Genomic DNA, 26216 nt, shown 5'->3' with positions numbered 1-26216 from the left:
GTTATTTGTGACATGCGTTAAAAAGGGCCGGTTCAAGGTCTTTACACGTAATGCTGTTACGTGTTTTTATTATTCCAACAGCATTGACGCTTGTTGGGGTCGTTCATGGATCGAACGGACTTTGCACCACTTTTTGGGCGCAGACTGCGCCATGTCCGGCGACTGTGCGGCCTGACCCAGGCCCGGCTTGCCGAGCGGTCCGGCGTGTCGCTTGAGCATTGCAACAAGATCGAGCGCGGGGCGGCCGCACCGTCCCTGGCCGTCATTCACGCCTTCAGCCGGGCCCTTGGCGTGGAGCCGGCCACCTTGTTTTTGCCCGATCGCGACGCAGCCGACGAAGTCGGCGAGGCCGGCATCGACTGGGCGGCGGTCCATGGCCGCCAAGGACTTTTTCTCTGGACGCCGGGCACGGGCATGGTGCGGCTGGCCGCGTCCTTGCGCCGGTTGCTGGGCTATGCCGGCAAGGCCCGCAAGGAGGCATGGGACGTTTTTTTCCAGTCCGTGTTCGGGAGCGCTGACGGCGAGGCCGCCCGGGCCGCTACGGCCTTGGCCGGCCTTGGCGACCGGCAGGGTCTTGGCGTGCGTTTTTGTCGGCGCGACGGCGAGACGCGGCGCGGCTCCCTGGTGCTGGAGCTGGCGGGGGCCGACCGCGACAAGCTCTACGGCATCGGCGTGCTCACCGACGTGTCCGAACCCAGCCGGCTGGAGCGTGTGGTGCGGGCCGAGGCGGCGCTCATTGACCGCCGGGTGCGCGAGCGCACGGCCCGGCTGGAGCGGGAAGCCGACCGCCAGCGCCGGGAAATCGCCGATCTGGCCGAGCGCGAGGCCCGCTACCGGGGCGTTTTCGAACATGCCCCCCTGGGCGTGGCCCTGACCACGCCGGGAGGCCGCTATATCGAGGCCAACCCGGCCCTGGCCCGGATGTACGGCTACGCCTCGCCCCGGGAGCTGGCCCGGTCGGTGCGCGACATCGCCGGCCAGCTCTACGCCGAGCCTGGCCGGCGGGAAGCCATGGAGCAGGCCCTGGCCGATTCCGGGGTCGTCAGCCGCTTCGAAGCCACGGTGCGTCGTCGCGACGGCAGCCTGCTCACCACCCGGCGCGACGTGCGGGCCATTCCCGACGCCGAGGGCAACCCCCTGTATTACGAGCATTTCGTTCAGGACAGTTCGGCCATGGACACGGCCGAGCATTCGCTTCGCCGCTACGCCCGCATTATCGCCGCTTCCACGGACATGGTCGCCCTGGTGACGCCCGACGGCCGATACGTGTTCGTCAACGACGCCTATGTGGCGGCTTTTGGCCACGCCCGCGAAGCCATCGTCGGCCGCCATGCCACGGATTTCCTCGATCGCGCCTATTTCGCCCGGGAAGTGGCCCCGCGCCTGGCCGCCTGCGCCGCCGGCGAAGTCGTGCATTTCGAATATTGGGTGGAACTGCCGGCCCGGGGCCGGCGCTATCTGTCCATCCACTATTCGCCCTGGGTCGAGGAAGGCTCCGACGAACGCTATATCGTAGCCAGCCTGCGCGACATGACCGACGCCCGGTTGGCCGTGGACGAGCTGCGCGAAAGCGAAAAAACCACCTCCATTCTCTACCGGGTGTCCAGCGCCGTGGCCTCGGAAGAACACATGGACAGCCTGTTTCGGGCCGTGCGCAACATCCTGGCCGAAGCCGTGGACGTGGACGAATTTCTCATCGCCCTGGTCGACCGGGAGGCCGACGCCCTGAACTATGCCCTTTGCATCGGCCAGGACGGCCCGCCGCCGCCCATCCAGGGGCTTTCCAAACGGCTGACGCCGCTGACCCGCCAGAATTTCAACGATTTTCGAGAAACAAGCGTCCTTGTCGAGGTCATGCGCACGGCCCACCCCCTGCTCGTCACCCGGCGGGGAATGCGTCTGACCGGCCTGTCCTGGCCCGGCCGCACCCCGGAAGTCTGGCTTGGGGTGCCCATCCGGGTGCGCCAGGAAGTGCTCGGGGTCATGGCCGTGATGCATTTTGCCGATTCCGGGCGCTACGGCAAGAAAGAGGCCGATCTGCTCCTGTCCGTGGCCGAGCAGCTGGCCCTTGGCGTGGAGCGGCGACGCAACCTCGACGCCCTGCGCGCCGCCAAGGAGGAAGCCGACCGGGCCAATCAGGCCAAAAGCCGATTTCTGGCCAGCATGAGCCACGAGATCCGCACGCCCATGAACGCCATCCTGGGGCTCACCGACGTGGCCCTTCGCACCGAGCTGACCCCGGAGCAGCGCGACTACCTGGAAACCGTCCAGGATTCGGCCCGCCATCTGCTCGGCATCTTAAACGACATCCTCGACTTCTCGAAAATCGAGGCCCGGCAGATGGAACTGGAGGTCGTGGACTACGATCTCCACGAGCTGGCCCGGTCGGTTGTCAAGACCCTGGGCGTCTCGGCCAGGACCAAGGGCTTGTGTCTGTCCCTGGACATCACCCCGGGCGTGCCCCGGCATGTGCGGGGCGACCCGGGCAAGGTCCGCCAGATCCTCGTCAACCTCGTCGCCAACGCCGTCAAATTCACGGCCGCCGGCGGCGTGTCCCTGCGCCTGGCCCACGCCGAGGCCCACCCGGATACGCCGCCTCATTTGGAACTGGCCGTGGCCGACACCGGCATCGGCATCGAACCGTCGCTGCTCTCGGCCATTTTCGAGAGCTTCCGCCAGGCCGACAATTCCACGGCCCGGCGCTACGGCGGCACCGGCCTGGGCCTGGCCATCAGCCGGGAGATGGCCCAGCTCATGGGCGGCGACATCACCGTGGAATCCGTGCCCGGCAAGGGCAGCCGGTTCGTGCTGTCCATCCCCTTCGAGGCCGGCCGACCGCCGGCGTCGGCCTTTGGCCAGGTCCCGGCCCTCGGCTCTCCGGGCGGCGGCCTGCGGGTCCTGGTGGCCGAGGACAACCCGGTCAACATCAAGCTCATGACCATCCATCTGCACAAGCTCGACCACCAGGTCGCCGTGGCCACCTCCGGCGAGGCCGCCCTGGACAAGCTCGCCCACGCCCCCTTCGACCTCGTGCTCATGGACATCGAAATGCCATCCATGGACGGGCTCACCGCCGCCCGGCTCATTCGGGCCGGCGGCCGCCCGGACCTGCCCATCGTCGCCACCGACGTGCCCATCGTGGCCGTCACCGCCCACGTGTCGCCGGAGGTGCGCGAGGCGTGCGCAGCCGCCGGCATGGACGCCTACATCGGCAAACCCATCAATCTTGAGGAACTGGCCTCGGTGATCCGTTCCTTGGACCGTCGCCAGGGCACCCAAGACCTCCGGGCGGCAAGCCTCGCGGCGGCTCTGGCCCCGGCTGCCCAAGCGGTTCCCGGACCATCGGCCGCCGCGCCCTTGGCCGACGGCCCCCAGGGCGTGCTGGACACCGATTGGGCCCTGGCCAGACTGGGCATCGACCAGCTGCTGTTCGACCCCATCCTGACCATTTCCCTGGACGAACTGCGCCGCCGTCTGGACCTGGCCGAACAGGCCCTGGCCGGTCGGGACCTTTCCGGGCTGGCTCTGCACGCCCACACCATCAAATCCGCCGCCGCCACCATCGGCGCGGCCCGCTGCCAGGAACTGGCCGCCGCCCTGGAGCAGGCCGGCAATGCCCGCGACGAGGCCGAAGCCCGCAAGCTCGCCTTGGGCCTTCGCGACGCCTGCCAGGACGTGTTCGAGGCGGCTTCGTCCCGGCCTTGACGCCAAGGCCGGCTTTTGCCAACACCACAGACGCAAGACACTCCAGATCAGCCTGTCGTAGGAAACACCGCCATGCCCATGCTCATCGTCGCCGACGACTCCATGTTTCAGCGTTTCCAGTCCGCCAAGACCGCCAAGGAAGCCGGTTATGAAGTCATCGAGGCCAAGGACGGGGCCGAATGCCTGCGCCTTTTGCGCGAGCACCACCCCGACGTGCTGCTGCTTGACCTCAACATGCCCGATCCCGGCGGCGTGGCCGTTCTGGAGGCCCTGGCCGCCGAGGCGGCGGAAATACGCGTCTGCGTGGTCACGGCCGACATCCAGGAAACCACCAAGGCGCGCTGTCTGGAACTCGGAGCCAGGGCCTTCCTCAACAAACCCGTGGACCACGACGTGTTGCGCCGGATACTGGCCGACCTGCTCGCGGAGTGCGGCTGCTAGCCCATGTCGGGACGCTTGGCCCAACGGCTCTTTCGCAACCCTGCCGCCGGCCGCCCGTCAAGGGCCTGGCCGCGGGTCGCGAATTCACGATGGGGGCATCGACATGTCGCTTAGCTCGCTCCAGCTCGACATCATGCAGGAGCTCATCAACATCGGGGTGGGCCGGGCCGCCGGCATGCTCAACCAGATGGTCAACACCCACATCCAGCTCCAGGTGCCGGTGCTGCGGGTGCTGACCCCGGCCCAACTGGCCGCCCTCTACGCCACGCGGCCCAATTCCGTTTTTTCGGCGGTACAACTCAGCTTCACCGGCGAATTCGCGGGCTTAAGCGCGCTCATCTTCCCCCCCGCCTCGGCCGACAAGCTCGTGTCCGTCATCCTGGGCAACGGGAACATGCCGGCCGAAGTCGCGGCCATGCGCACCGGCACCCTGCAAGAGGTCGGCAACATTGTCCTCAATGGCGTCATGGGCTCCATCGCCAACATCCTGCGCGAACCCCTGCGCTATTCCCCGCCCGACTACCTCGAAGCCGACATCGGCTCCATCATCGGCCAAAGCCAGGGCATGGTGCTGGTGGCCAGCACCCAGTTCAGCATGAAAGACCATCTCATCGACGGCGAGGTGCTCATCATCTTCAGCCTGTCCTCCTTCGACTCCCTCCTTAGCGCCATCGACGCCCTCGCGGCAGGGTAGAGATAAGAAGAGAAAAGGCGAAAGATGCCGGCGGCTGGGGGCCTGAGGCCCCCAGCCGCCTATATGGCCCCGCCCCGAAGTCAAGAGTGAACGGTTAGGAAAAAAATGGTGGATGCAAACGGATATCCGGCGTCAGCTCTTTTGGCGGCGCCCGTATGGATTATCCGCGCTTCTGTTCCTCATCGCCACTGCGGCCTTTGTGGCGGCTGTCCGAGAGGACAACCGCCGTCTTGCGTCGCAGCCCCTATGGAAAGTTTCTGGGGAAGCAGGGGGCGCGGGGGAGGAACCCCCTTTTTTCAAAAAGGGGGTTCCTCCCCCGCACGCTTTAAAAGGGATTGATCGTCTGTTCCCGCGTGTAGCTCTGGTAGCCGACGTTGGCCCCCAGGCGCAGGCCTACGCCCACGCGGATGGGGGCCAGGGTGATGTCGCCGACGCGCTGGTAGTTCATGCCGAAGCCGCCCAGCACGTAGGCGCTGCCGTCCACGCCCGGGAAGCGCTGGAAGATCTGGTCCGGCCGGTTCATGCCGTAGACCAGGGTGAACACCTTGCCGGCGTTGACGCCCAGGTCAAGGCCCACCGACGGGCTTTGCCAGTAGACCGGCACGGGCGGCTGGCCTTTGAGGTAGAGCGTGCCCACGCCGTAACGGAAGCCAACCACCAGCGCGCCGCCGCCTTCGTTGCCCTTGATGAAGCCCACGGGCTGGCCGAGGTCTTTAAAGGCCCGGGCCACCAGTTCGGCCAGTCCGCGCGAGCCGCCTTCGAAAAAGCCCATGACCTCGCGGTTGACCTCGTCGCGGTTGTAGGGACCGGGCTTGGCCGGGGGCGGCGGCGGCGGCGGGGCCACCGTGCCGATGGGCTGGCCGTTGATCAGGGTGCCGCCAGCCGGTTCGCCCGAGGCGGGCGGCGGCGCGTATTGGCCCTGGGGCGCGCCCTGGTAACCGGGCGCGGCGGCCGGGGCCGGCTGGTAAGGCTGGCCCGACGGATACGGTTGGCCCGCCTGATAAGGCTGCTGGGGCGCGTACTGCGGCGCGCCCGGCTGGCCCGGCGCGGGTTGGGCGGTTTGCGGCTGGTATTGCGGCGCACTTTGCTGCGGCTGGGCGGGCTGGACGCCGACGCTGGTCGGCGCGGGCGGCGTCTGGCTGGCTGGCGCGCCTTGCTGGGTCGGAGCCGGCGGCGGGGCGGTCTGGGTGTTGGGAGCGGGATCGGACAGGGAGCGTTCCTTGAGGGCCTGGGCGTAGACCGCCGGGGCGGCGGTCAGGATGAGCGCGCCGGCCAGGATGGCTACGGCGACGAGGCGTTTCATTGGCGACCTCCGGGTTCGGGGGCGAGGTTGCAGGGGAGCCGGTCGCGTATATGGGGCAGCATGGCGGCCACGATGCCTTCGCGTCCGGTATCCGTATTGTGAACGCCGTCGGCGGTGTAGGCCGGGGCGGCGCGTCCGTTGAGGGAATCCCGCAGGTTGACGAAATAGGGCTTGCCGGCCAGGGCCTTTTCCAGGGCGGCGTAGACGGTGTTGAAGTTGCCGCGCACGTGGGGAAACGTCTTGCGGCCAAGGATGAGTTCCTGCTCCTTGGCGGCCACGGTCGCATCGGCCGGCGGCGCGGTTTCAACCCAGTAGAGCGGCTGGAGGAAGAGCAGGAATTTCGCCCCGTAGCAGGCCGAAAGGCGTTCGGCGAAATCGTAGCGGGCCACGGCCTGCGCCACAAACGTGGCCAGTTCCGGGGAGTTGGGGTCCAGCGGCGTGGCCGTGTACAGGAATTTCTGCAGCAGTTCCCGGGTGAACGAAGCGAAGTAGGCGGCGTTGAGAGGCTTCAAAATGCCCACGCCCGACTTGTAGTAGCTCTCGATGACGCCCTGGGCGCGCTCCTTGCCTTCGTGGGCGTAGGGGTCTTTTTGTACGGCAAAATAGTTGGCGTCGTTGGCCCCGTCGTAGAAGACCACGAGGTTGGGCCGGATGATGTATTCCAGGAACTGCTTTTGCAGATATTTGATCTCCAACAGCGAGTTGAAGGAATTGACGCCAAAGTTCATGCAGTTGAACACGCAGGGCTTGTCGCGTTCGTTTAAGGCCTTGGCCACCAGGGACGGAATGGAGCGCTCATAGGGGGCGGAGCTGGCCCGCATGGTGGAGCCGCCAAAAAACCAGATGGTGCGCGACAGTTCCGGGTGGTTGGGGACCACTTCGCAGTTGGCCGTGGGCCATACGCCGTTTTCCATGAGAAACAGCGTATACGGGTCGTAGACGGCCTTGGGGCCTTCGCGCAGATTGCCGTAGATGATCCAGTTGCTGGTGGTGATGACGGCAAAGGACAACACCTCGACGGCCAGCACGGCGACGATGAGCCATTTGACCGTCCGGCCGGCCAGGGAAAGGAAGCGTTTCACGAAATCGGACCTCGGGCCATGAACATCGGCCTATTTGGGGATGCGCAGGGCCACGCCCTCGGGCACGCGTTCGGCCGTGGGCGCGCCGCGAAGGCGCGTGGTGGCGTCCGGGGCCATGTCGAGCACCACGCGGAACTTGTCGGCGTGTTTGCCCACCCGGATCTGCCGGATAAACGCGTCGCCCGTGGAGCTGGACAGCGGACCGTTGTAGTTCCAGGCCCCGTCGATATCCAGGACCAGCCGGGGCGGGTCGGTCATGAACATGCGCGAAAAATTCGCCGGCGGCTTGTTGGTCTGGATGACCAGCACGTATTCGCCGGGTTTTTCCTCGGCAATGACCCGGATGACGTTACCGCCGCCGGCGACCGGCTTGGCGGCGGCCGGGGCCGTCGGGGCAGCCGGGGTTATAGGCTTGGGCGCTGCCTTGGCCTGGGCTTGTTCGGCTTTGGCTTGTTCCGCCTTGGCCTTGGCTTCCGCCTTGGCCTGCTCGGCCTTGGCCCTGGCTTCGGCCTTGGCCTGTTCGGCTTTCGCCTTGGCCTCGGCCTTGGGATCGGTCTTGGCCGGGGCGGGTTCGTGGCCCGGGGCCGGCGCGGCTTGCGGTTCGGGCAGGGCTTCGGCCTTGATGGCCTCGGCCGGCGTGGTGGGCACCGGCGCGGCCGGGACAGCCGGAACGGGGGCTGCGGCCTTGGCCTCGGCCTTGGGCGCGCCGGGTTTGCCGGCCTTGGCGCCGCCGGTTTCGCCGGCCAGTTCCTCGAACATCTTTTCCAGGCTCTCGTCGCCGGCGACCTGTGCCGGCTGGGCCTTGGCCGGGGAAGCGGCCGGAGCGGCCGGGACAGGCGTGGGCGCGGCGGCCGGGGGCGGCGTCGGCGCGGGCATGGGCGCGGCGGCCGGAGCCGGCGCGGCGGCGTCAGCCGCCTGTTTGGCGATGGCCGCCGGCGGCGCGGTGATGGGCGGCGGGCCGGCCGGGACTTCGGGCGCGGCAGCGGCCGGAGCCGGGGGAATGTCGGCCGGGGCGGGCTTTTCGCCGAGTCCGAAGAGATACGGCTTTTTCACAACAGCCAAGCCGAGCACCACGGTGACGGCCAGGGCCGCCGCCCCCGCGATGATCATCTTGTCGCCCCGAGTCAGAGCCATGGCTTCCCCCTTTCGCGCCATGCACGGCATGGACGTGGTATCGGGCCGGACGCTACCCGAGGTTGCCGATTCCCTCAAGAGGCAAGCAGGGCTGCGAGTTGCGTTGACAGGCGGCCCGTTTTCCGATTTCCCTAGGCCAAAGGGAGGGGGCCATGCCAAACAAGGTTCGCTCGGTGCGGGTGCCGTCGGAGATCGAGTCCATCGACCTCACGAGCCTGGTCAAGGAATGCGCCCGGCATCTGCGCGACCTGGAATCCGCCTCGCTGCTGACGACCCAGGGCAACTCCGAAGCCGCCGAGGCCCTGCTGCGCGCCCGCCAGGCCGACCTCGGCCGCCGCGTCGGACGCCTCGTCTGGGAAGCCGGCAAGCGCGCCCAGGGGCGTCAGGTCGGGTGAAACGCCCAGACAGATTCGCGGCGAAAACCAGGCCCAAGACCTCTGGACAATCCCAGACAGGGCAGGTATTGCCGCCGGCCCGGAGGCACGCATGACGACGAGCATGGCCTGGACCTATTTGATTGTTGGCGGACTTTTCGAGGCGGGTTGGCCCATCGGACTCAAAATGGCCGAAACGCCCGGGCGCGGACTGACCGGCTGGCTCATCGCCACCCTGTGCATGGCCGCCAGCATGGCGCTTTTGTATCTGGCCCAACGTGAAATCTCCATTGGCACGGCCTACGCCGTCTGGACCGGCATCGGCGCGGCCGGAGCCTTTGCCTGCGGCCTGCTGCTCTACGGCGATCCGGCCACTTTCGGGCGATTTGCCGGCGTGGGACTCATCATTTCCGGCGTCGTCGTGCTCAAGCTCGCCCATTAAGCCCCCCTATTACCAGACATTGCGCCGCGAGCCGCCAAGACGGCAGCGCCAGGGCACGCCACGCCGGAACTCCGGGCAAGGCCATTTCGGTCACGTCCGCACCGTTGCCGCCCAGCATCGCACCCGGACCCCGGCGACATGCCCGAGGGGAGGCGTTGCGCGTCCGTTGATACCCCGTCTCAATAATGCTGCCTCGTTGCTGTTACGACGAATGCGTGTTATATTTGCCTTAATCGATAGTTCCATCTATACGCAACGACACATCACGCATCACCCATCCCACGCCCGAGTGATCGATGACAGGTGCGGCGAGCACTTTATCCGCCAAGGAGCCAACCATGCGCATCGGCATTACCCTTAAAATTATCTTCCTCGTCGTTTCCTCGGTCATCATCTCCAGTCTCGCCATTGTCGTGGCCGGTCGATTCGCCTTCGAAACCGGTTTTTCCAAGGAATACGACGACAACATCCAGGCCTTTCAGCGCGTGGGCGCGGACCGGCTGGAGGCGTTGCGCACCCAGTTTGCCCATCTGGCCCGGGGCCAGGCCGTACGGCCAAACGTCATCAATGGCGTGTCCGGCCCGGACAAGGCGCTGCTGTCGCGCCTGGGCCAGGATCTCGTGGGCGTGGGGCAGGCCGGCTTCGTGGTCTTTGCCGACACCGCCGGCACGGTGCTGGCGGCGGCCGGCGAGTCGGCCGACGCGGTCACGGCCCTCAAGGAACGCCTGGCCGACAATGCCGCCGGCCGCGAAACCCTCGGGTTCACGGCGGTTTCCGGCAGCCATCTGCCGCTTGTGGCCACGGCCCCGGTGCGCAAGGACGGCGCGGTCATCGGCTGCGTGGCCGTCGGGGCCGATCTGGCCGCCAAAAATGCCCTGGTGGACGGCCTCAAGACCATGCTTGGCGTGGAAGCCACGCTCTTTTCCGGGCCGGTGCGCGTGTCGTCCACCATCGCCAACGCCTCGGGCCGGGTCATCGGCACCTCCATCACCGACCAGGAGGTCGTCTCGGGTGTGCTTGACCAGGGCAAGGTCGTCATCAAACACCTGACCCTTTTCGAAAAGCCCTACATCGCCGCCTACTGGCCCCTGACCGACGCGGCCGGCAAAACCATGGGCATCGCCTTTGTCGGCAAGGACATGGGGATGCTCACCGCCTCGCTGGCAGCGGTCAACCGCAACGCCGGCCTCAGCGCCCTGGTCGTGGTGCTGGCCCTTGGCCTCGTGGGCTATCTGGCTTCCAAAGCCTTTACCAAGCCGATCCTGGCCCTGGCCGACTTTTCCGGGGCTGTGGCGGCGGGACGGCTTACCGAGACCTTAAGCGTCTCCAGCCGCGACGAGGCGGGCGATCTGGCCGATTCGCTGCGCCGCATGGTGGGCACGCTTCGCGACAAGATCACCGAGGCCGAGGCGGCCACCGACACCGCCAGGCAGGAGTCCGAACGGGCCAAGGCGGCCATGGAGGCGGCCGAGGAAGCCCGCCGCCAGGGCGAGGCGGCCCGCAAGGAAGGCATTCTGCACGCCGTGGCCCAGATGGGTTCGGTGGTTTCCGGCGTCACCGAGGCGGCCGAGCGCTTGCGCGCCCAGATCGATCAGTCGCGCCAGGGATCGGAGATCCAGACGCGCCGGGTGGCCGAGACGGCCACGGCCATGGAGGAAATGAACGCCACGGTGCTGGAAGTGGCCCAGAACGCCTCCAAGGCCGCCGGCACCACCGACGGGGCCCGGTCCCAGGCCGACCGGGGCGCGGGAATTGTCAGCCAGGCCATGGCCCGCATCGAGGCCGTGCGGCAGCAGGCGCTGACGCTCAAGGCCGACATGGGCAGCCTTGGCGAGCAGGCCACGGCCATCGGGAATATCATCGGCGTCATCAACGACATCGCCGACCAGACCAATCTGTTGGCCTTAAACGCAGCCATCGAGGCGGCCCGGGCCGGCGAGGCCGGACGGGGCTTCGCCGTGGTGGCCGACGAAGTGCGAAAGCTGGCCGAGAAGACCATGACCGCCACCAAGGAGGTCGGCGCGGCCATAAGCGGCATCCAGCAGGGGACCAGCCGCAACATCGACAACGTGGAGCGGGCCGTGACCGTCATCGGCGAGGCGACCGACAAGGCCCGGGAGTCCGGCGAGGCCCTGGGCGAAATCGTCGACATGGTGGATTCGGCCTCGGATCAGGTGCGGGCCATCGCCACGGCCACCGAGGAACAATCCTCGGCCACCGAGGAGATCAGCCGTTCCATCGAGGAAATCAACGTCATTTCGGCCGAGACCAGCACCTCCATGGCCGAGGCCAGCCGGGCCGTGGCCGATCTCGACGATGAGGCGGCGGCGCTGCGCCGGCTCATGGAAGACATGGAGACCGAGGCGCGCGGCACGGCCAAGCCCAAGGCTCTTGGCCGATAACTCACTGAAAATGATGCAAAAGTGCCGGACAGCTGCTTGGCTGTCCGGCACTTTGCTTTCCCTGCGGCTGGCGCTCTCAAGCCCCCGGCGCGGCCTCCCGGACCGTGGCCTTGTATCCGGGGGGACCGGGGGCATCCCCTGGAACTTCTTGAACAATTACCTAAAATTATTGCTCAATATCTCAAATTCCAGCGTATTTTTAAGGGACGCGACACGAGCCGGGTTTTCGCAGCACCGCGCCGTAGAAGGTCTCGCCAAGGACGGGGTCGGGCACGGCCGGGGCCTCGCTGTCAAGGATCAGGTCGCGGTGGCGGCCGCCCAGGCGGTCGATGGCTTTTTCGTTCTCGGCCGGATGGATGGTGCAGGTGACGTAGACCAGCCGGCCGCCCGGGGCGAGGTTGGCGTAGGCGGCCTCCAGCATGGCCCCTTGCAGGCGGATGAGGCCGGCGATGTCCTCGGGCTGGCGACGCCATTTGGCGTCGGGGCGACGCGAGAGCACGCCCAGGCCGGAGCAGGGCGCATCCAGCAGGATGGTCCCGGCCGGGGCGGCCAGGGCCATTTTGGTGGCCGAGGCGCGAAAGGCCGGGATGGGCGGCAGGCCCAGGCGGGCGGCCTCCCGGGGCAGGCCGGCCAGGCGCGGGGCGTGCATGTCGGCGGCGAAGACGCGTTTGCCGGCTTCGGCGATAAGCAGGGTCTTGCCGCCACGCCCGGCGCAGGCGTCAAAAACCGGCTCAGGCCACTCGGGCAGCCCCAGGCGGTAGAGCACGTCCTGGGCGGCGGCGGACTGGCGCGACAGCGCGCCGGACGCCAGCAGCTCGGGCAGATTCAGGCCGGCGGCGGCGAAGTCCGTGCCGGTGGGCACGGCGATGGTCGGAAAAACGGCGTAGAGCGCCCCGGGCAGGGCGGCCAGGGCGTCAAACAGGGCCTTGGCCTCGGGCCGGGCGCGGTTGACCCGAAGCCCCAAGGGCGCGGGTTCGGCCTGGGCGGCCAGATGCTGGCGCGTCTCGTCCGGACCGCAGGCCCCGAGCCACAGGGACACGATCCACTCCGGGCAGGAAAAGGCGCGGCTTAAATACACGACTTCCGAGGGCCGGTCGCGGCGGTAAAAGCCCGGTTCCTCAAACGCGCCGGGATCGGCGGCCACCCGGCGCAGCACGGCGTTGGCCATGCCGGACAGACCCTTGCCGCTGGCCTTGCGCACGGCGGAAACGGCCCAATCCACCGAGGCGTAGGCCGGCACCTTGGCGCAGTGGAGAATCTCGTAGGCGGCCAGCCCCAGGATGCGGCGCACGGCCAGGGGCACGGCAGCCGGATTTTTCAGGAACTGGGCCAAAATGTAGTCCAGGCGGCCGCACAGGCGCAGGTAGCCGTAGACCAGCTCCGTGGCCAGCCCCCGGTCCCGGGGGTCCAGGGTGGAGTCGGCCAGGGCCACGTCCAGGGCGGCCTGGACGTCCTGTCCCGGGGATTTGGAGCTGGGCAACACCCGCCCCAGTACGGTGAGGGCAATGCGCCGGGCCGGCGGCAGCGTGCCCGGGTGGGACGGCTGGCCCGACTGCACAGGCTGGCCCGGCTGGGCCGACGGCGACGGCCGATGGGGACGAGACGTGCGAGGCGGACGGGGCGGGGTCATCGGGAACCGCCGGCAGGCGCGAAGCGCGGCAGCCCGGGAAAGGCTTCGAACAGGGGCGGTTTTTCTTCCGCGCCGGCCAGGAAAAAGCGCAAGGCGGCCTCCAGATGGGGCAGGGCGACCTGGGTGTCCAGGCAGGGGCCGTTTGGCCGGTCGTTGAGCACGCCGTAGACCGGGATGGGGTAGGTGTCCTGGATGCCGCTGGTCAGGTCGCGTTCGCAGGCCACGGCCACGATGAGTTTCGGGCGCTTTTGGACCACGATGCGCCGGGCGATGGTGCCGCCGGTGGCGATGGCGATATGGACGCCGTAGGCCTCGGACAGGGAAAGGAGGCCATCCACCGGACACTCGCCGCAGCGTTTGCAGTTGTTGATGTCGTAGGTGAGCCGTCTGGCGCAGCGCGAGGATTGCAGGCAGTGGGGGAGAAGCACCAGCACCTGGCCGGCGTCGTAGCGCCCGGCCCGGGCGGCCACGATTTCGTTATTGACCTTGATAAACGAGGCCCGGACCCGGCTTTTGGAGATGTGGAACAGCCGGGCAAAAATGGTCATCAGCGGCAAAAACACCCGGACCATGACGCCGCGCAGGTGGTCGGACCCCAAAAACGGCCGGCCCAGGGCGACGCTGGCGGCCAGCCCCAGGGTGGCCCACAGCACCAGGACGATGGCGGCGGCGCAGACCAGCCCCAGCACCCAGGGGGCCAGGGGATGGATGTTGGCCAGGCCGATGGACGGCACGGCCCAGACAAAGGCCAGCACGGCGCACACGGCCAGTCCCGTGCCGCACAAGAGGCCAATGAAAAGCCGCTTCCTCGACGGTTCGCTGCGTTCCACAATGCTCCTACAGCCCTTTTCCCCATTTGGGGGGTCCGGGGGCCTCAGGCCCCCGGCCGCCGGAGGCATCTTCATCTTCTTTTTAAACTCTTCTCTTATTCGCCCGGCGGGCCGCACACGGCCATGGCGTCTTCGTCGCATTTGCCGAGGTAGCCGCAGGAAAAAGCCTGGGCGTTCATGGGCCGTTTGCCGGCCGGGATGACCGCCGGCACGAGGTAGACGGCGTCGGCGCAGGCGATGCCGATCTGGCAGTCCATAAGCCCCAGGATATCGCCGGGCTTGGCTCCGGGCGGCAGGGGGCAGCCGACCTTGCCGGGCTGGGCGATGATGCGCAGGGCCGGTTTGTCGGCGGCCGGCTTCCAGAAGAAAAAGGCCCCGGGATTGGGGGTCATGGACCGGATATGGTTGTGGACCTCGGCGGCGGGCCGAGTCCAGTCGATCAAGGCCTCGGCCTTGTCGATTTTCTTGGCGTAGGTCACGCGCGTGGCGTCCTGCTCGACCAGGGGCACGGCGCCTTGGCGCAGGCGCTTGAGGCAATGGACCAGTACGCGTCCGCCAAGGTCGGCCAGCTCGGCCCGGATGGTCCCGGCGGTGTCGTTGACCCCCACGGCCAGGGTGCGCTGCATGACCATGGGACCGGCGTCCAGGGCCAGGGCCATGCGCATGATGGTGACGCCCGTGAGCGTCTCGCCGGCGGCGATGGAGCGCTCGATGGGAGCCGCGCCGCGCCAGGAAGGCAACAGCGAGGCGTGGACGTTAAGCGGCATCAGCGCCGGCACGTCGAGGACGGCCTGGGGCAGGATCATGCCGTAGGCGGCCACCAGCAGCACGTCGGGCTTGTAGGCGGCAAGGGTGGCCACCTCGGCCGGGTCCTTGAAGGTCTCGGGCTGGTGGATGGGCAGGCCGCGCTCCAGGGCGAGCGTTTTGACCGGCCCAAGCAAGCACTTCTTGCCCCGGCCGCAGGGCCGGTCGGGCTGGGTGTACACGGCGGCCACGGTCACATCATCGCTGCCGAGCACATGCTCGAGCACCGTGGCCGCGAACTCCGGCGTACCCATGAAAACGGCTACGAGTTTGTCTTCTCGTCCGGCGGCGTCTGTGCCCATCGTTTTACCCGCTTGTCGTACATGGCGCGTTTGAGACGGCTGATGCGGTCGATAAACAGCACCCCGTCCAGATGATCGATTTCGTGCTGGAGACACACGGCCAGAAGCTCGTCGGCCTCGATGGTCAGGGGCTGGCCGGCCAGATCCAGGGCCGTGACCGTGACGCTGGCCGCCCGGCGCACCTTGGTGCGGTAGCTGCGCACGGACAGGCAGCCTTCCTCGTCTTCCTGCTCGCCCGAGGCGGCGGTGATGACGGGATTGACCAGGGTCATGAGCGCTTCGCGCTTGTCCGGGCCGGACAGGTCGATGACGATGAGGCGCAGGGACGCGCCGACCTGGGGCGCGGCCAAGCCGATACCCTGGTTGGCGTACATGGCCTCGGCCATGCCGGCGGCGAGCTCCCGGACGGCGTCCGTGATCTCGCCCACCGGCTCGGCCTTCCTTGCCAGCACAGGATGCGGATATTTCAGTATTTCAAGAGGCATGGGTCAGGATTGTTCCTTATCCTTGTCGCGCGTGCGCAGTTTGATGCCCAGTTCGCGCAACTGGTTGGTGGACACCTCGCCCGGGGCTTCGGTCATGAGGCACAAAGCCTTCTGGGTCTTGGGGAAGGCGATGACGTCGCGAATGGACTTGGCCCCGGCCAGGATCATGATAAGGCGGTCCAGGCCAAAGGCAATGCCGCCGTGGGGCGGCGCGCCGTACTCCAGGGCGCGCAGCAGAAAGCCGAACTTGTCCTCGGCCTCCTTCGCGTCGATGCCCAGCACGGCGAACATGGCCCGCTGGGTCTCGCGGTCGTGGATACGGATGGAGCCGCCGCCGATCTCGCTGCCGTTAAGGACCAGGTCATAGGCCCGGGCCAGGGCTTCGCCGGGAGCGGACTCCAGGGTTCCGAGCTGGCCGGGCTGGGGCGAGGTGAAGGGATGGTGGCGGGCCGCCCAGCGCTTGGCCTCGGGATCGTATTCCAAAAGCGGAAAATCGGTGATCCAGACCGGAGCGAAGCTGCCCTCGGGGATCATTTCGAAGCGTTCGCCAAGCTGGAGGCGCAGATAGCCCAGGGCGTTGTTGACCATGTCCGCCGCGCCGGCCTGGAAGAAAACGATGTCGCCGACTTCAAGGCCAAAGGCTTCGGTGAGGCCCTTTTTCTCTTCGTCGCTTAAGAACTTGGCAAAAGGCGACTGCCACTCGTCTTCCTTGATCTTGATCCAGGCCAGGCCCTTGGCCCCGTAGATTTTGACGAACTCGGTGAAGTCGTCGATCTCCTTGCGCGACAGGGCCGCGCCGCCGGGCACGCGGATGCCCTTGACCAGCTCGGCCTTGGCAAAGACCTGGAAACCGGAGTTTTTGACGATGGAGGTGACGTCCACGAGTTTCAGGCCAAAGCGGATGTCGGGCTTGTCCAGGCCGTAGTCACGGATGGCCTCGGCAAAGGGCATGCGCGGGAAGACTTCGGGCAGCGCGACGCCAGCGGCCTCGCGGAACATGGTCTTGACCATGGTCTCGGCCATGCCCATGACCTGCTCCTCGTCGACAAAGCTCATCTCGATGTCCACCTGGGTGAACTCCGGCTGGCGGTCGGCGCGCAAGTCCTCGTCGCGGAAGCATTTGACGACCTGATAGTAGCGGTCGAAACCGGCCATCATGAGCAGCTGCTTGAACAGCTGGGGCGACTGGGGCAGGGCGTAGAACGAGCCGTTGTTGACCCGGCTGGGGACCAGGAAATCGCGCGCGCCCTCGGGGGTGGACTTGGTGAGCACCGGGGTTTCGACTTCCAGGAATCCCAGTTGGTCGAGATAACGGCGGATGCTCTGGACCGCCTTGTTGCGCAGGATGAAGTTGGCCGCGAGCTTGGGCCGGCGCAGGTCAAGGTAACGGTACTTGAGCCGCAGCATCTCGGAGGCGTCGATGCGGTCCTCGATGGGGAAGGGCGGCGTGGCGGCAGTGTTGAGGAGCTTGAACTCCTTGACTTCCACCTCGATCGCGCCGGTGGGCATATTGGGATTGGCCATACCCTCGGGGCGGGCGCGCACCCGGCCCTTGACGGCCAGGACGTATTCGGTGCGCAGCACATGGGCGCGCTCCAGCTCGGCCTGGCTGCCCTCGGGGCAAAAAACGACCTGGGTAAGGCCGCCCCGGTCGCGCAGGTCGATGAAAATGAGCCCGCCGTGGTCGCGGCGGAACTGGGCCCAGCCCATGAGGCAGACTTCGCTGCCGACGTCGGAAGCCGTCAACGCGCCGCAATCATGGCTGCGCCGCCAATCGCCCATGGTGTCCAGGGCCGTGGTCTCGCTCATGTCGTGTGATCCTTTTTAATGTGGGGAAAAACTTTTTGAAAAACGTTTTTCCCCACACCCCTTTTCAAAAACTTTCAATAGGTTTCGTGCGGTTGGAGTACGAAATATCCCGTAATGGGGGTCCGGGGGCCTAAGGCCCCCGGCGGGGCTTGGGGCGGAGCCCCAATCTTCTAATCTTCCTGCCCGGCGACCAGTCGCGCCCGCAGGTGGGCGGGGAGCAGGTCCTGGCTGACGGTTTCCTGGCCCCCGGCCCGCATGTTCTTGACCACCACCGTGCCGGCGGCCAGTTCGTCGGAACCCAGCACCAGGCAAAAGGCCGCGCCGGACTTGTCGGCGGCGCGCATCTGGCTTTTGGCGCTCTTGGCGGCGTAGGGCGCTTCGCCGGCAAAGCCGGCGGCGCGCAGCTCCTGGGCCAGGAGCAGGCCGCGTTCCAGGCCAGTGGCGTCCAGGACCACCAAGGCGAAATCCGGGGCCGGTTCGGCCTTTTTGTCGATGAGCAGGGCGAGGCGCTCCATGCCGCAGGCAAAGCCCACGCCCGGCACGTCCGGGCCGCCGATGGAGTGCACCAGCCCGTCGTAGCGGCCGCCGCCGGCCACGGACGACTGGGAGCCGATGTCGCCGGAGACGATCTCGAAGGTGGTGCGCACGTAGTAATCCAGGCCGCGCACCAGGCGGGGGTTCAGCGTATAGGTGAGGTTCGCGCCGTCCAGCACCCGGCGCACGGCGGCGAAGTGGTCGGCGCAGTCCGGGCAGAGGTGGTCGGTGATTTTGGGCGCGTCGGCGGTGAATTCCTTGCACTGGGGCACCTTGCAATCCAGCACCCGCAGGGGGTTGCTGAGCTTGCGGCGCATGCAGTCCTCGCAGAGCTGTTCCTTGTGCATGCCTTTGAGGAATTCGCGCAGGGTGTCGAGGAAGACCGGGCGGCAGGCCTTGCAGCCCAGGGAATTGAGCTCGATGACGAGGTTTGTAAGGCCCAGCGCCCGCAGGTACTGGTCCAGCATGAGCAGGACTTCGGCGTCGAGGAGCGCGTCGGGCGAGCCCACGGCTTCCACGTCGATCTGGTGGAACTGGCGCATGCGGCCTTTTTGGGGCCGCTCGTAGCGGAACATCGGGCCGTAGGCGAAATACTTGGCCAGCCCCTCGGAAGCGCGGCCGTCCTCGACCAGAGCGCGCATGACGCCGGCCGTGGCTTCGGGGCGAAGCGTCAGCGAACGGCCCTTGCGGTCCGGGAAGGTGTACATTTCCTTCTGGACCACGTCGGTCTCTTCGCCGATGGAGCGGCAGAAAAGTTCGGTGCGTTCCAGCACCGGCACACGCAGTTCCTTGTAGCCGTAGCGGGAAAACACCTGTCGGGCGGTTTCCTCGATGAAGGAAAAGACCGTGGAATCGGGCGGAAAAAGATCGGCAAAGCCCTTGATTTTCTGTATTTTATCCATGAAATCCGCCGGGGTGGAAGGTTCTTCGCGCAGGTCAAAAAGACAGGCTAGCTTAGATGACCGGGCCGGCGTTGTCAAAAGCCGGGCTGTCAGCCGGCGCACACCCCGGCCCGAAAGGCCGGCAAGGGCGTCACCACCGGCTCCCGGGTGAGGCTCACGGCGCAGGCGCACACGGCCCCAACCGGCAAGGGCAGCATCCAGGAATTGAGCTGCCGCCAGGGCGTGGCCTCGCGCCAGGTGGACTTGGGACCAACCAGCACCGACCCCATCCGCATGGGCCTTGGGCCGAGGTTTTGGCGCACCAGCCGCGACAGGCCCCAGGGCGTGAACCAGCAGGCGTGGCGCAAGAGCTTGCCCGTGGTCCCGGGCCAGAGCTTGCAGGAGAGGCCATAGCACGAGGCGCGGTTTAAAAACCCCACCAACACGGCCTTGCGGGCCACCCGGGCGGCCTCGCGCAGCACCAGCCCGGGGTCGGGGCAGAATTCCAGCACGGTGAGCAGCACCGCGAAATCGAACTGCTTGTCGTCAAAGGGCAGATGCCCGGCGTCGCCCAGGTGCAGATCGGCCTTGTTTCCCAGGCGCTCCCGGGCCTCTTCGAGCATGTGGGGCGAGGCGTCCAGCCCGGTGACGTCGAAGCCGGCCTGGTGCAGGGCGTCCAGAAAGACGCCCGTGCCGCAGCCGATTTCCAGCAGCCGCTGGCCCCGACGCGGCCAGGCCGCGGTCATGCGCTCCAACAGGCGCATCTCGCGGCCCAGGGCAAAGGCCCCCGGGCCGGTCTGGAACCAGGCGTCATAACGCCGGGCGGTTTCCTTGTCCCACATGCTCCCTCGCAGTCGCCCCGGTGGCGATGGGATATAAGGCGGGCAGGGGGCCTATTTCGCCGCCGGGTCCTTGTAGACCGCGCCCTGGGCGGCGGACTTGACCAGGGAGGCATAGCGCCGCAAGAGCGGCGATTCGATGACTTTCTCGGGCGCGACGACCGAGGCCCGGCGCGCTTCCAGCTCGGCGGCGTCCACCAGGACGTTGAGCTTGCGGGCCGGGATGTCCACCTCGATCGTGTCGCCGTCGCGGATAAGCGCGATGGGGCCGCCCTCGGCCGCCTCCGGGGAGACGTGGCCGATGGCCGCGCCGCGCGTGCCGCCGCTGAAGCGGCCGTCGGTGATAAGGGCCACGGTTTCCCCAAGGCCCATGCCCATGATGTTGGAGGTGGGCGAGAGCATCTCGCGCATCCCCGGGCCGCCTTGGGGGCCTTCGTAGCGAATGACCACCACGTCGCCGGCCTGGACCTCGCCGCCGAGAATGGCCGTGTTGGCCGCTTCCTCGCTGTCGAACACCCGGGCCGGGCCGGTGTGGCGCATCATCGAGGGGGCCACGGCCGACTGCTTGACCACCGCGCCGTCCGGGGCCAGGCTGCCGCGCAAAATCGCGATGCCGCCTTCGTTGGCGTAAGGCTCCTTGGCCCGGATGACGTCGAAGTTTTTGACCCGCGCCTTGAGGTCGGCGAGGTTCTCGCCGAGCGTCTTGCCGGTGGCGGTCATGACGTCGAGATGGAGCAGTCCCCGCTTGGCCAGTTCGGACATGACGGCCGGGATGCCGCCGGCCCGTTCCAGGTCGTCGAGGTAGTGCTTGCCGGCCGGGGAGAGCTTGCACAAATTGGGGGTCTTGCGGGAAATCGCGTCAAAGATGTCCAGAGTGAGCGGCAAGCCGGCCTCGGCAAAGACCGCCGGCAGGTGCAGCACGGTGTTGGTGGAGCAGCCCAGGGCCATGTCCATGGTCACGGCGTTTTCGATGCTCTTGGCCGTGACGATGTCCCGGGGGCGGATGTTTTTTTCCAGCAGATCCATGACCCGCATGCCGGCCGTTTTGGCCAGACGCACCCGTTTGGCCGACACGGCCGGGATGGTGCCGTTGCCGGGAAGCCCCAGGCCCACGGACTCGGACAGGCAGTTCATGGAGTTGGCCGTGAACATGCCCGAACACGAGCCGCAGCCCGGACAGGCGTTTTCCTCAAGCTCTTCCAGCTGTTCTTCGTTTATGGCCCCGCGCTTGAACTTGCCCACGGCCTCGAACACGTCGATGAGGTCGAAGCTGCCCTCGGAGGTGGTGCCGGCCAACATGGGTCCGCCGCTGACGATGACGGCCGGGATGTTGAGACGCAGCATGGCCATGAGCATCCCGGGCACGACCTTGTCGCAGTTGGGGATGCACACCAGCGCGTCAAAGGGATGGGCGCTGGCCATGATCTCGATGGAGTCGGCGATGATCTCGCGGCTGACCAGGGAAAAGTGCATGCCGGCGTGGTTCATGGCCAGGCCGTCGCACACGCCGATGACCGGGAAGGTCATGGGCGTGCCGCCGGCCAGACGGATGCCGGCCTTGACCGCTTCGGCGATGGTGTTCAAATGGATGTGGCCGGGCACGACCTCGTTGGCGGAATTGACGACGCCGATAAGCGGGCGGCGCATTTCTTCCTTGGTCAGGCCCAGGGCGTAGAGCAATGAACGGTGAGGGGCTTTTTCAAGCCCGGACTTGAAAAGCGAGCTGCGCATGACGATGTCCTTGGCGGAGGGTTGTCCGGCTTTTGGCCGCGACCCCAAGTTTCCCACATTCACCGGCCGGCTGGCAAGCGCCCGGCCCTGAGGCCCCTTTTCCCCCATGCGCATCGTCACCCTGCACCACATGGGCTTTGCCGCCATCTTGCGCAAGCTCGGCCACGACGTGCTGACCATAAGCGGCACGGCAAGCGCCGACGTGCGCCTGATCGAGCCGCTAACCGCCTCGAAATTCCTGGAAGTCCTGGCCGCGCGAGGCTTCAAGCCCGATCTCGTGCTGTGGTACGACGCCTGCCAGCCGCCCTGGGTGTTCGGCTTCGAGCGCCTGCCCTCGGTGGTCATCGGCTATTCCGTGGACCAGTACATGCATCCCTGGCACATGCCCTACAGCGCCGCCTTCGACGCCGTGCTGGTGGCCCAGAAGGATTATCTGCCGCTGTTCGCCACCGCGCCGACCGGCCGGCCGGCCCAGTGGCTGCCGCTTTTCTGCGATCCGGCCAGGGACGTGGACCCGGGAGGCGAACGCGACATCCCGGTGTCGTTTGTCGGCACCTTCGGCGGCGCGGCCAACCCCGGACGCAAGCCGTTTCTCGACGCCTTCAAGACCGCCGCGCCGCTTTTCTGCAAACAGGGCGCGTACGCCCCCGTCTTCGGACGCAGCCGGATCGTGCTCAACCAAAGCGCGGCCGGGGAGCTCAATTTCCGCCTGTTCGAGGCCATGGCCTGCGGCGCGGCCGTGCTCACCGAAGCGACCGGCAACGGCTTGGCCGAACTCTTCACTCCCGGCACCGACGTCCTGACCTACCCCCGTGGCGACGCCGTCCAGGCCGCCGCCACGGCCAAGGCCGCCCTGGCCGACCCGGCTGCCCTGGCCGCCCTGGCTCGGGCCGGCAAACGCCACGTGCTGGCCAACCATACCCTGGTGCAACGCGCCCGGCACATCATCGCCCTGGCCGAGGAACTGGCCGCCGCCGGCGCGCCGGCCAGACGGCTGGCCGCCATAAGCGCCGTGGACGGGGAACTGCGCAAGGCCTACGCCATGCTCGCCACCGACGAACATTTGCCGCTGCAGGTGCAGGTGCGGGAGATGTATCTGAAAATGGCGGGGGGATTGCGGTAGGAGAAGAGGCCTCCGGCGGCCGGGGGCCGACCGCCCCCCCGGACCCCCCGAATGGGTGTAGGGGAGGGCTGTATTGAGGCGGAGGGCGGAGAGTTACGAAGAAGCGCCGGGCACGGCATAGGGCCGGGCGAGAGCATCCCGTATTCCGTCCTTGCCGCCTAGCGCCTTTTGCCAGCCCCGGTCGGCCATCCATTGATAGACCCGGTCCGGCAGGGGGCAGGGGATCAGAATATCGCCGGTCTGGGCCAGATCCGGCGGCATCGGCGACACCAGCAGCGCCGCCTTGGCCTCCAAGGCCCGCCGCGCGGCCGCGCTCAGGAAGCCAAAAGACGAAAGCGGCCGGCCCTCGTACAGGCCGCCGCCGCCGACGCCCACGCCGCCAAGCCAGGCAAAATCCGCCTGCCGGGCGAACAACCGACACATCGCCAAAGGCGCTTCACAGTTGGCCGGCTCGGGAAACCCGCAATTGGCCACGGCAAAAAAACCTTGCGCCCCATCCGGCGCGATCTCCCGGCGATAGGCGCACAGCCGCTCCAGCACCTCCACCGCCGCGCCCGGGATGGCGTCGGCATAGACCGGAAACGACAGATACGCGCCGTCGGCCTCGCCCAACGCCTCGGCCATGGCCCCGAACGCCTCTTCGTCCTGCCGGGCGGCCGCCAAGGAAAACGGCCGCACCACCGCCCCATGGCCCGTCAGCCAAGCCTGCACATGGTTCGCCAGCGACGCCGAGACCCCGCCGCGCGGCTTGGGCGAACCGAGCAAGGCCACGATGGAAAGCGGCCGGGCGTCGGGCCGCACACCATCGCCCAAAACCGACTTGACCACGGCTGCCGCCCCGGCCTCGCCTTCAGCCCTGCACACCACGCCCGCCCCGTGCCTGGGCGAACGCATGTTGGACGCGTTGCGCGCCACAAGGCTGCAAAAAAGCCCCGCCGATTCCGGGTCGCGTTCGACGGTCAGGCCAATGCCGTACAGGGCCGGCGGGCTAGGGTAGCGGTTGGGATGACGCGACCGGCCATCGATCTTGGAGAAGTAAGGCAGCAGATTGGGCAGCACCGCCCGTTCCATGGACAGTCGCAACCCCGGGGCATGACCGCCCAGGACCACCGGGGTGAGCAGGACCACGGCCGTGCTGGCGGCAATGGACGCCGACAAGCCCAGACCGTCGTCGGCCAGACGGCACTGGCCCGGCGTTTTGGTCCAGCAGGAAAAACATCCCCGGCACGACGGCAAACCGGACGACGGGATAGTCACGAACCGACACGACACGCCCCTGGACGCCGCTTCGCCTTGCACAGCCTTACGCAGCGCCTCGCCGACTTCGCCCGCCGCGCCCAGGGCATCGAGCACCAGCCAGTTTTCGGCCATGATCCCCTCCTTCGTCTTCGAGCCACTGATAATTTTTCATGTAGACAGCGTCAACATTTTTTGTTGCTTTAGCCCCCAAGAGGAACCAATGGCCCAAGACGACTATCATCATGGAAATTTGCGCCAGGCGCTTCTGGATGCCGGGGAGAAACTGCTGGAGACCAAAGGCGTGGAGGGGCTCAGCATGCGCGCCCTGGCCCGGACCACCGGGGTGAGCCACGCCGCGCCGTACCGGCATTTCGCGGACAAGGCCGATCTCTTGGCCGCCCTGGCCGCGCGGGGCTTCGCCCGGCTGGCCGAGACGCTTGTCGCCGTGGCCGCCGCACATGGGGACGATCCGCAACGGGAATATCTGGTCGCCTGTCGGCGCTATATGGAACTGGGCATGGATGCGCCGGCCATGTACCGGCTGATGTTTGGCCAGCAGCAACCAGGCGTCGGCGATCAGCCGGAACTGGCCCAGGCCGGACAAGCCGCCTATGAGGCCTTGCTTGGGGCCATGGCCCGGGGCAGGGCGGCGGGAACCCTTGGTGAGGTGGATGACGAAGCCAAGGCCACGGCCGTGTGGTCCATGGTCCACGGGGTCACGGAGCTGGCCATCAGCGGTCGTCTGGAGCCTTGCGCCGGGGATCGGCTGGAGATTTTGGCCCTGGGCGAGCAGATGTGTTCGCTGTTGCTTTCCGGTCTGGCTGCGCGGGAGCACGCGACCTGAGGCCACGCGCTCCCGCGTCGTTGTCGTGTCGCGTCCGGGAGCGCTATTGCCGCTCCACGGCCTTTTCGAGCTTGGGCAGACCCTGGTCCATCCAGGTAACCACCTTGGGCACGATCCGGCCCAGGGCATCGGACGCGGCGGCGGCGATGGTGGACCCCTTGAAGTCGGTCAGCGGCGCATAGGCGTTGAACTCGCCCGAGGACAGCCGCGTGCCCATGTCCTTGCTCCAGAGGTCCAGCCGCAGGGACACCACGAACCGGCCGCCGTCGGTGTAGTCCACGTTGAAGGCGGTGAGTTCGCCGGACAGCACGGCCGAGCGGTCCACACGGGGTTGGTAGTCCACAGGGGTCACGGCCGAGGACTGGCATTCCAGCCCCTGGCGCAGGGTGGTTCCGACCACGTCCTGGGGCGCGCCTTCCCAGTAGTACTGCAGGCTGGCGGTCAGCACGTTGTTCTGGGCCGTCATGACCGCGGTGCGGTCGAGGTTTTCCATGGTCCTCAGCGGCTTGAAGGCGATGGGCAGCCGGTGCTGCTGGCTGGCCGAGCCCGGGCAGGGGGTCTCGCCCAGGGCCACGCGCAGATAGCGCTGTTCGGGCGGCGGCTTGCCGAAGCAGCCGGCCAGGGACACGGCCAAAAGCCCGGTCAGGGCCACACGTCCGAGAAGGGAAAGGCATTTCATCGAGCTGGTCCTGATGGCGGCCGCAAGAGTTCCCAGGGCCGCTCCCGCAAACGGGAAGCCAGCTCCCGGACCTCGCGGCTCGTCCGGTTGAGGTTGCGCAAAATTTCTTCGAGCTGTTCCTGATCGTAGTTGAATCCCTGGCGCACGTCGCTGGTCAGCCCGCCCACGTGCTCGGCCTGGGTCCGAAAGGTGGCCAGGGTCTTGGTCAGCTCGCCTTCCACGGTGGTTACGACCTTGTCCATGCGCTTAAGCGACGCGTCCAGGGTCTCGGCCGCCTTGCCGCCCTTGCCCGAGAGCGCTTCCCAGTTGCGGCGAAAATCGTTGGCCGCCAAACGCAGGTCTTCCACCAACCTGGGCGTGCCTTCCAGGGCTTTCTTCAGGGATTCGGTGTTTTCCGGCGTGAACAGCAGACTGATGTTCTCGGCTATTTCGTTTATTTTCGGGCGGATGTCGTCAAGCATCTCGCCGGCCTTGGCGGCCAGCTCCTGCACGTCCATGGTGGTGATGGCCGCAATGGCTGAGCCAGGGGGAATTTTCTCCCCGGGCTGGCCGCGCAGTTCCAGCAACACGTAGTAGTCACCCACCAGCCCCTTCTGGGCAATGCGGGCCACGGTGCCGCCAAAGAGCGGAAATCCTTGGCGAATAGCCACGGTAACGCCGATATAGCGGGGATCGTTAACATCCAGGGTGATGTCCTCGACCCGGCCCACGTCCAGACCAGCGTACTTGACCGGCCGGCCCCGGCTCAAATCCTTGATGGCCGTGAAACGGATCAAGTAGTGGTCGTATTTCACCCAGAACCAGTTGCCGCCCAGCACCACCATGAAGCCGCCGAGAATGACCAGCCCCAGGGCCAGCGCCCCGGCCGCCTTGAGATAGTCCGACCGGCTGGCCTTGGCCGTCAGCATG

The 26216-nt window shown here is 67.2% G+C and carries 22 protein-coding genes; 8 read left to right on the top strand and 14 right to left on the bottom strand.

What is annotated here, in order from left to right:
* Nucleotides 1–105: 105 nt before the first annotated feature.
* From C3Y92_RS00205 to C3Y92_RS00195, 3 genes are all read left to right on the top strand, one after another.
* Nucleotides 106–3705 carry a PAS domain S-box protein gene (locus C3Y92_RS00205; protein ID WP_129348380.1) on the top strand — a complete coding sequence of 1200 codons (3600 nt, stop codon included), beginning with the start codon at nt 106–108 and terminating at the stop codon, nt 3703–3705.
* A gap of 72 nt (nt 3706–3777) precedes the next feature.
* The gene (locus tag C3Y92_RS00200; protein ID WP_129348378.1) at nt 3778–4146 is read left to right on the top strand and encodes a response regulator; all 369 of its coding nucleotides are present in this window, start codon (nt 3778–3780) and stop codon (nt 4144–4146) included.
* 103 nt (nt 4147–4249) lie between these two features.
* The gene (locus C3Y92_RS00195) at nt 4250–4840 is read left to right on the top strand and encodes a chemotaxis protein CheC (RefSeq protein ID WP_129348376.1); all 591 of its coding nucleotides are present in this window, start codon (nt 4250–4252) and stop codon (nt 4838–4840) included.
* A 325-nt stretch (nt 4841–5165) separates the two neighbouring features.
* On the opposite strand, the gene C3Y92_RS00190 is transcribed toward C3Y92_RS00195, so the two are convergent.
* Genes C3Y92_RS00190 through C3Y92_RS00180 form a run of 3 tightly spaced genes read right to left on the bottom strand, consistent with a single transcriptional unit; the run spans nt 5166 to nt 8359 of the window.
* Entirely contained in the window at nt 5166–6143 is a 978-nt protein-coding gene (locus tag C3Y92_RS00190) for an EipA family protein (protein ID WP_129348374.1), read from the bottom strand.
* The gene (locus C3Y92_RS00185) at nt 6140–7225 is read right to left on the bottom strand and encodes an SGNH/GDSL hydrolase family protein (RefSeq protein WP_129348372.1); all 1086 of its coding nucleotides are present in this window, start codon (nt 7223–7225) and stop codon (nt 6140–6142) included. The genes C3Y92_RS00190 and C3Y92_RS00185 overlap by 4 nt, the downstream gene beginning before the upstream one ends.
* 30 nt (nt 7226–7255) lie before the next feature.
* Nucleotides 7256–8359, bottom strand: coding sequence for an AMIN domain-containing protein (locus tag C3Y92_RS00180; RefSeq protein WP_129348370.1), 1104 nt, complete (start codon nt 8357–8359; stop codon nt 7256–7258).
* A 152-nt stretch (nt 8360–8511) separates the two neighbouring features.
* Here C3Y92_RS00180 and C3Y92_RS00175 point away from each other — a divergent pair, with 152 nt between their 5' ends.
* The 3 genes from C3Y92_RS00175 to C3Y92_RS00165 all read left to right on the top strand — a co-directional run bounded on the left by C3Y92_RS00175 (nt 8512) and on the right by C3Y92_RS00165 (nt 11577).
* Nucleotides 8512–8754, top strand: coding sequence for a hypothetical protein (locus tag C3Y92_RS00175; RefSeq protein ID WP_129348368.1), 243 nt, complete (start codon nt 8512–8514; stop codon nt 8752–8754).
* A gap of 91 nt (nt 8755–8845) precedes the next feature.
* Nucleotides 8846–9175, top strand: coding sequence for a DMT family transporter (locus C3Y92_RS00170; RefSeq protein ID WP_207214016.1), 330 nt, complete (start codon nt 8846–8848; stop codon nt 9173–9175).
* A gap of 338 nt (nt 9176–9513) precedes the next feature.
* A complete protein-coding gene (locus C3Y92_RS00165) occupies nt 9514–11577 on the top strand; it encodes a methyl-accepting chemotaxis protein (RefSeq protein WP_129348366.1) in 2064 nt (687 codons plus the stop codon).
* A 199-nt stretch (nt 11578–11776) separates the two neighbouring features.
* Here C3Y92_RS00165 and C3Y92_RS00160 read toward each other — a convergent pair whose 3' ends face one another.
* The 8 genes from C3Y92_RS00160 to ilvD all read right to left on the bottom strand — a co-directional run bounded on the left by C3Y92_RS00160 (nt 11777) and on the right by ilvD (nt 21422).
* Nucleotides 11777–13207, bottom strand: a complete 1431-nt coding sequence (locus C3Y92_RS00160) for a transcription antitermination factor NusB (protein WP_207214015.1) — start codon at nt 13205–13207, stop codon at nt 11777–11779.
* A complete protein-coding gene (locus C3Y92_RS00155) occupies nt 13204–14037 on the bottom strand; it encodes a DUF116 domain-containing protein (protein ID WP_129348364.1) in 834 nt (277 codons plus the stop codon). The genes C3Y92_RS00160 and C3Y92_RS00155 overlap by 4 nt, the downstream gene beginning before the upstream one ends.
* A gap of 95 nt (nt 14038–14132) precedes the next feature.
* Nucleotides 14133–15095: a methionyl-tRNA formyltransferase gene (gene fmt, locus C3Y92_RS00150; protein ID WP_129355724.1), complete on the bottom strand. Its 963-nt coding sequence runs from the start codon at nt 15093–15095 to the stop codon at nt 14133–14135.
* 8 nt (nt 15096–15103) lie between these two features.
* On the bottom strand, nt 15104–15628 hold the full coding sequence (def, locus tag C3Y92_RS00145; RefSeq protein WP_129348362.1) for a peptide deformylase: 525 nt from the start codon (nt 15626–15628) through the stop codon (nt 15104–15106).
* Nucleotides 15629–15631: 3 nt separating this feature from the next.
* On the bottom strand, nt 15632–17437 hold the full coding sequence (aspS, locus tag C3Y92_RS00140) for an aspartate--tRNA ligase (RefSeq protein WP_129348360.1): 1806 nt from the start codon (nt 17435–17437) through the stop codon (nt 15632–15634).
* 170 nt (nt 17438–17607) lie between these two features.
* A complete protein-coding gene (hisS, locus tag C3Y92_RS00135) occupies nt 17608–18873 on the bottom strand; it encodes a histidine--tRNA ligase (protein ID WP_129348358.1) in 1266 nt (421 codons plus the stop codon).
* An 89-nt stretch (nt 18874–18962) separates the two neighbouring features.
* The gene (locus C3Y92_RS00130) at nt 18963–19694 is read right to left on the bottom strand and encodes a class I SAM-dependent methyltransferase (RefSeq protein WP_129348356.1); all 732 of its coding nucleotides are present in this window, start codon (nt 19692–19694) and stop codon (nt 18963–18965) included.
* A 51-nt stretch (nt 19695–19745) separates the two neighbouring features.
* Nucleotides 19746–21422, bottom strand: a complete 1677-nt coding sequence (gene ilvD, locus C3Y92_RS00125) for a dihydroxy-acid dehydratase (RefSeq protein WP_129348354.1) — start codon at nt 21420–21422, stop codon at nt 19746–19748.
* 106 nt (nt 21423–21528) lie between these two features.
* On the opposite strand from ilvD, the gene C3Y92_RS00120 reads away from it, so the two are divergent.
* A complete protein-coding gene (locus tag C3Y92_RS00120; protein ID WP_129348352.1) occupies nt 21529–22545 on the top strand; it encodes a glycosyltransferase family protein in 1017 nt (338 codons plus the stop codon).
* A 93-nt stretch (nt 22546–22638) separates the two neighbouring features.
* Here C3Y92_RS00120 and C3Y92_RS00115 read toward each other — a convergent pair whose 3' ends face one another.
* Nucleotides 22639–23916: an NAD(P)H-dependent oxidoreductase gene (locus tag C3Y92_RS00115; protein WP_129348350.1), complete on the bottom strand. Its 1278-nt coding sequence runs from the start codon at nt 23914–23916 to the stop codon at nt 22639–22641.
* A gap of 88 nt (nt 23917–24004) precedes the next feature.
* Here C3Y92_RS00115 and C3Y92_RS00110 point away from each other — a divergent pair, with 88 nt between their 5' ends.
* The gene (locus C3Y92_RS00110) at nt 24005–24628 is read left to right on the top strand and encodes a TetR/AcrR family transcriptional regulator (protein ID WP_129348348.1); all 624 of its coding nucleotides are present in this window, start codon (nt 24005–24007) and stop codon (nt 24626–24628) included.
* Between the two features lie 43 nt (nt 24629–24671).
* Here the strand turns inward: C3Y92_RS00110 and C3Y92_RS00105 are convergent, their stop codons facing one another.
* Both C3Y92_RS00105 and C3Y92_RS00100 read right to left on the bottom strand, forming a co-directional pair.
* Entirely contained in the window at nt 24672–25307 is a 636-nt protein-coding gene (locus tag C3Y92_RS00105; protein WP_129348346.1) for an ABC-type transport auxiliary lipoprotein family protein, read from the bottom strand.
* Nucleotides 25304–26215 (bottom strand): MlaD family protein, encoded by a 912-nt coding sequence (locus C3Y92_RS00100; RefSeq protein WP_129348344.1) that lies wholly within the window; start codon nt 26213–26215, stop codon nt 25304–25306. The genes C3Y92_RS00105 and C3Y92_RS00100 overlap by 4 nt, the downstream gene beginning before the upstream one ends.
* Nucleotide 26216 lies beyond the last annotated feature (1 nt).

Source organism: Solidesulfovibrio carbinolicus (assembly GCF_004135975.1).
In the GTDB taxonomy this organism is placed as follows: domain Bacteria; phylum Desulfobacterota; class Desulfovibrionia; order Desulfovibrionales; family Desulfovibrionaceae; genus Solidesulfovibrio; species Solidesulfovibrio carbinolicus.
Note: the sequence above shows the minus strand (reverse complement) of the source record. Positions and strands in the feature narration are given on the sequence as shown.